General features: G+C 60.0%; 5 protein-coding genes and 1 tRNA gene. 2 read left to right on the plus strand and 4 right to left on the minus strand.

What is annotated here, in order from left to right:
• Positions 1–227 precede the first annotated feature (227 nt).
• The gene (locus NKJ94_RS36980) at positions 228–431 is read left to right on the plus strand and encodes a CsbD family protein (protein ID WP_352532662.1); all 204 of its coding nucleotides are present in this window, start codon (positions 228–230) and stop codon (positions 429–431) included.
• Positions 432–624: 193 nt separating this feature from the next.
• On the opposite strand, the gene NKJ94_RS36985 is transcribed toward NKJ94_RS36980, so the two are convergent.
• A complete protein-coding gene (locus tag NKJ94_RS36985) occupies positions 625–855 on the minus strand; it encodes a hypothetical protein (RefSeq protein WP_352532664.1) in 231 nt (76 codons plus the stop codon).
• A 74-nt stretch (positions 856–929) separates the two neighbouring features.
• Positions 930–1,007: transfer RNA gene (locus NKJ94_RS36990), tRNA-OTHER, on the minus strand.
• A 336-nt stretch (positions 1,008–1,343) separates the two neighbouring features.
• On the opposite strand from NKJ94_RS36990, the gene NKJ94_RS36995 reads away from it, so the two are divergent.
• Positions 1,344–1,628, plus strand: coding sequence for a PRC-barrel domain containing protein (locus NKJ94_RS36995; RefSeq protein WP_352532666.1), 285 nt, complete (start codon positions 1,344–1,346; stop codon positions 1,626–1,628).
• A gap of 164 nt (positions 1,629–1,792) precedes the next feature.
• Here NKJ94_RS36995 and NKJ94_RS37000 read toward each other — a convergent pair whose 3' ends face one another.
• Positions 1,793–2,554, minus strand: coding sequence for a type I glutamate--ammonia ligase (locus NKJ94_RS37000; RefSeq protein WP_352532668.1), 762 nt, complete (start codon positions 2,552–2,554; stop codon positions 1,793–1,795).
• A 24-nt stretch (positions 2,555–2,578) separates the two neighbouring features.
• Positions 2,579–4,051, minus strand: a 1,473-nt coding sequence (locus NKJ94_RS37005; RefSeq protein WP_352532670.1) for a C69 family dipeptidase, incomplete at its 5' end; no start/stop codon positions are given.

Consider the following 4,051-nt stretch of genomic DNA (forward strand, 5'->3'; position numbering starts at 1 on the left):
ACTTCCTCAAAACCGCTGCAGCCTGATCCGCCCGGACGCGTCCGTCTGAAAGCGATCAGCTGTTGCAAGGGCCGTCGACGTGCGGGGAAATGAGCGCTTACGAACGTTCGGCAACCACGAAGGTTCACGCGTGAATCGAGACGCGCACGCCGCGATTACCACTCGTCTGGAACATCGGGGCCGAATGACCGTTTCGCACTTGTGTGAAACCAAGGAGTTTATTGACCATGGACTGGAACCGCGTTGAAGGAAACTGGAAGCAGGTCAAAGGTAAAGTCAAGGAACAGTGGGGCAAGCTCACCGATGACGACTTGGACCGCATCGCCGGCAAGCGCGACCAACTCGAAGGCATGATCCAGGAACGTTACGGAATCGAGAAGAATCGCGTGCGTCGCGATATTGACGACTGGTATACTCGCCAAGGCTGGTAGGACCTTTCGTAATCGAGGGGCGCTGTCGCATGGCAGGGCCCTCTTTTTTTGCCCGTTTGCCTTGGCGTCGGCATTTGGAATGGCAAAGCTCGCTGACGCGATTTGATCCTCTAAAATTGGGGGCGGCGCCGGGGTGAGGTTGAGCAAGGGCGCGGCCAAGACGGTGGCGGCCAAGCGGGAGCTTGTCGCGATCTCATAACTGGTTCGCCAAGAATCCCTTCACCCAGCTCATAGTTCTAAGCCCGTATGCCATGCCGAGGCAGTCGGCAAACCAGTCGAAGACACTCATGTCGCGCCCTGTGATGCCTTGAAGGACCTCGATCGCTGCGCCCATCAAGGCAAGGAGAACCGCCAGCCTTACGAGGTGGTCTGGCAATAGGGCGAGCAGCAGGACGACAGCCAACGTGGGGAGAAAGGCAGCCATCGCCACGCTCTGATATAAAAGATCAACTGTGTAGGCACTGCCGTTGTTTTCCTCGATCTCGGTTTGCTGATACCTGGTGCACTCGGCAGGGCTCGAACCTGCATCTGCCCGAGACTTTGGTGGTGGCTCTATCCTGATTGAGCTACGAGCGCGACCGTTTGAGGCTTTTTCCCCGGCGACGGTAACAGGACCACTGAGCCATCAGTAAGTTCTCTTACATGAAGCACCCCTATGTCACTCTGGACACATTCCTATGGGCGCCTGCGAATGTCGCCCTTCATTGTGATGAAGGCGGCACGCGGCCTATTCGGACCTCATTCAGATTGCGCTGCATGAGTGACTGAAAGCGAGACGGACGGAAGAGCATGGGCCCGTGACCAAGCGCCAACCTCATACCTACCGACTACCACGTTTGCTGTTCTCTGCTCCGCCGGAACTCTTGGCCTCTTCATAAGTTAGAAAATGTCCCAACCCAGAGGAGACCGGTTATGGATCACACCAACCACGTTCGCCTTACCAGCGCGGAGTTGACCTCCGACATACTCGAAGGCGCGACCATCTACGGCCCTGACGACGAAGAGATCGGGTCTGTTGATCATGTGCACGGTAATCAGGTCGTCATCGACGTCGGCGGCTTCCTTGGCATAGGCGCCAAGCCGGTAGCTGTTGCTGCCAGCCAATTGGATTTCATGCGCGACGAAGATGGTGACGTTCACGCCGTCACTAGCTGGACGAAGGACCAACTTGAGGACATGCCCGAGCACCAGGAATGAGAAAAGCGTTACGCGGGTGGCCGAGGACTTCTTCCGCCTGAAAAAAGCCTGCTAGCCGACGCGATGTCAGTGCCCGATTAGTAGAGAGCAATCGAGTTCCTCGGGGAATGAAACCTGCAGATCAGCCTCCGGCAAAAAAGGCTGAGTGGCCATACGGAGCGATTTCAACCTAGCCGTCTTGGCGGCGCGTTCGGCGCACTCAGCCTCCGCAACCGCCTTCGCGGACCGACCAATTTTGCTATCTCCCAGCCAACACATCTATTCGTTCTTCTCGGACACGCCTTCGTGAAATTCTTGAAGAGGGCGGCGTTGTCGGCCGCGCGCGCACCCGGCGCGACGGCCAGCGGAACCTCGAAACAACCCGGCCCGAATTCGGTGTGGATCGAATCCATTTCGATACCCATGCGACGCATCGTCGACTTCAGGGACGAGAATATCTCCTCGTAAAGAACGGCCGATTGCAGGGAATAGGTGCGGTTGGCCTTGGCGAAGTGATTGAGATTTCGGAATGCCATTTCCCGCAACATGTCCGGTGTCTCCTGCAAGAGGAAGAATTCGAATTCGAAGGCCGACAGCACGTCGAAGCCCAGGTTCGCCGCCTTCTCGATCATCTTGAGCAGCTGGTTGCGCGGCGACATGTCGCCGAAGGCGCGTTCAAAATCGGCGATCGCAATCGCGCTGCCCTGGCCGAACGGGTACTGGCGGATGCTGTCCGGATCGATGAAGCAAGGACGGTCAATATAGGGCGTCAGATCGCTGTAGGTCTTCTCCGCACTGTCCCATCCGTAAAGGACATCGCAGAACTGGTATCCGTCGGCAGCGAGCTTGACGGCCTTGTCGGCCCCGACCAGCTTGTGACGGCCGTCGAGATCGAAGATCCCGATATGCACCTGTTCCGCATTCAACGCCTTGAGTGCGTCTTCCATAAAGGCTCCGAAATTTGAGGTCACTCAGGCGGCCACGGCACGAAAAGTTTGCGGCCGCGTCGCATCGACCTGTTGCAGATAGCTGCCCCGAAGATCCGGCTGCCGCGACAAGACCTTGCAGGCGCAGGCTTCCGTCATCCGCGAGATGATGCCGCGCGCCTCCTGCTGGCGAACGATGATGTCGGACGTCAGCTCCGCGCGCACCGCCTTGGCCGCGTCCGCAGAAAGGGCGCGGACGGCTGCAAGCGTGTCGGCTTCCAGTTCCGCGAACAAGGCCCGGGGCGCCTTGGCGTAGCGCCCGTAGTCGCGCTCGATAAGGCGCTGCATCGATTCCTGCTCCCACCAGGCGTCGAAGGCTCCGTCTTCCGGCTGCATCCAGGCGCGCGGCGTTTCCGCGCCCGGCCAGACCGGAACGAAAGTCGACATGCAGGGCGAGGCGAGCGAGGCCCAGAATAACAGCGGCTCGTCCGGCTTCTCCGGGCGCGGAAGCTCGGCCACCATGCTCGCGGCCGTCTCGAAACCCTCCGGCGAGCGTGCATGCATGCAAAGCACGCTCTCGCCGTCGGCGCCTAGGCGCCAACCGGCATCGGCGTCGCCGGCCCCGTGGCTTCTCAGCACCGCGAAAACCTCTTCGAGCGAGATCTTTCCCCGCTCCTCCAGCGATGTCAGTTGTGCCTGCGAGAGCGCGAACCGTGCCACGCAGCCCGGAAGAGCCGGAAATTCCGGATCGGCATAGGCGGCAGCGAAATCGAACGGCGCGTCCGCAGCCGGATCGTGCCAGCCCGATTGCGTCGCGAAATCGAACGGCGCGTCCGCAGCCGGATCGTGCCAGCCCGATTGCGTCGCGAAATCGGCCGCGTGGGCAGAGATCCGATCATAGTCGGAGCCGATCGAATAGACGTTGGAGATCGAAGCCCAGCCCTGGATCCGCTTCGCCACCCAGTGTCGGCCGGCGGTCTGCACGATCCAGCCGCCCCTGCCGTCGGCGATGATGAAGCTGTTGTGATAAGTCATGTCGCGCGTCGCCGAAGCGCGCCCCGACTGGCCGTAGCGTTCGAGAAGCGCGATCAGGATGTCGAGCCCCTCATCCGCTGTCGCCGCCCGTTCTAGCGTCAGGCGCAAGAGGTCCATACCGAGAAGGCCGGGCTCGGTGGAGCCGGGAAGCTGTGGATACGGAATGCGCCTCTGAACAGATTGGCGCATGTCGCTTGCGGCAAGCGCGTAGCTATCGCCGTCACCTGCAAGCTCCTGAAAACCTGCCATGTGCGGCGAAATCAATTTATCGTGCCATCCAGCCGTATCGAGCGGATAAGAGCGGCCGGACTTCCTGAATGGCAGGAGCAACAAAAATACGCGTTTGCCCTGACCGCTTTCTATCCCGGCGGGGAGTTCCAGAGCCTTGTCATAAGCTGAAGGCTGAACGTGCCGACCCGCCAAGGTGTGCAAATTCCTGACGTTGGCGCTCGGCGCAGCCAGGTCGCAAGTTGGCTTGAATTT

Origin of the sequence: Mesorhizobium sp. M0060 (assembly GCF_040323155.1) — a bacterium.
Taxonomy (GTDB): Bacteria; Pseudomonadota; Alphaproteobacteria; order Rhizobiales; family Rhizobiaceae; genus Mesorhizobium.

Coding starts and splice junctions, on each gene's coding strand:
- NKJ94_RS36980 (WP_352532662.1), top strand. CDS start 228: ATGGACTGGAACCGCGTTGAAGGAAACTGGAAGCAGGTCAAAGGTAAA.
- NKJ94_RS36985 (WP_352532664.1), bottom strand. CDS start 855: ATGGCTGCCTTTCTCCCCACGTTGGCTGTCGTCCTGCTGCTCGCCCTA.
- NKJ94_RS36995 (WP_352532666.1), top strand. CDS start 1,344: ATGGATCACACCAACCACGTTCGCCTTACCAGCGCGGAGTTGACCTCC.
- NKJ94_RS37000 (WP_352532668.1), bottom strand. CDS start 2,554: ATGGAAGACGCACTCAAGGCGTTGAATGCGGAACAGGTGCATATCGGG.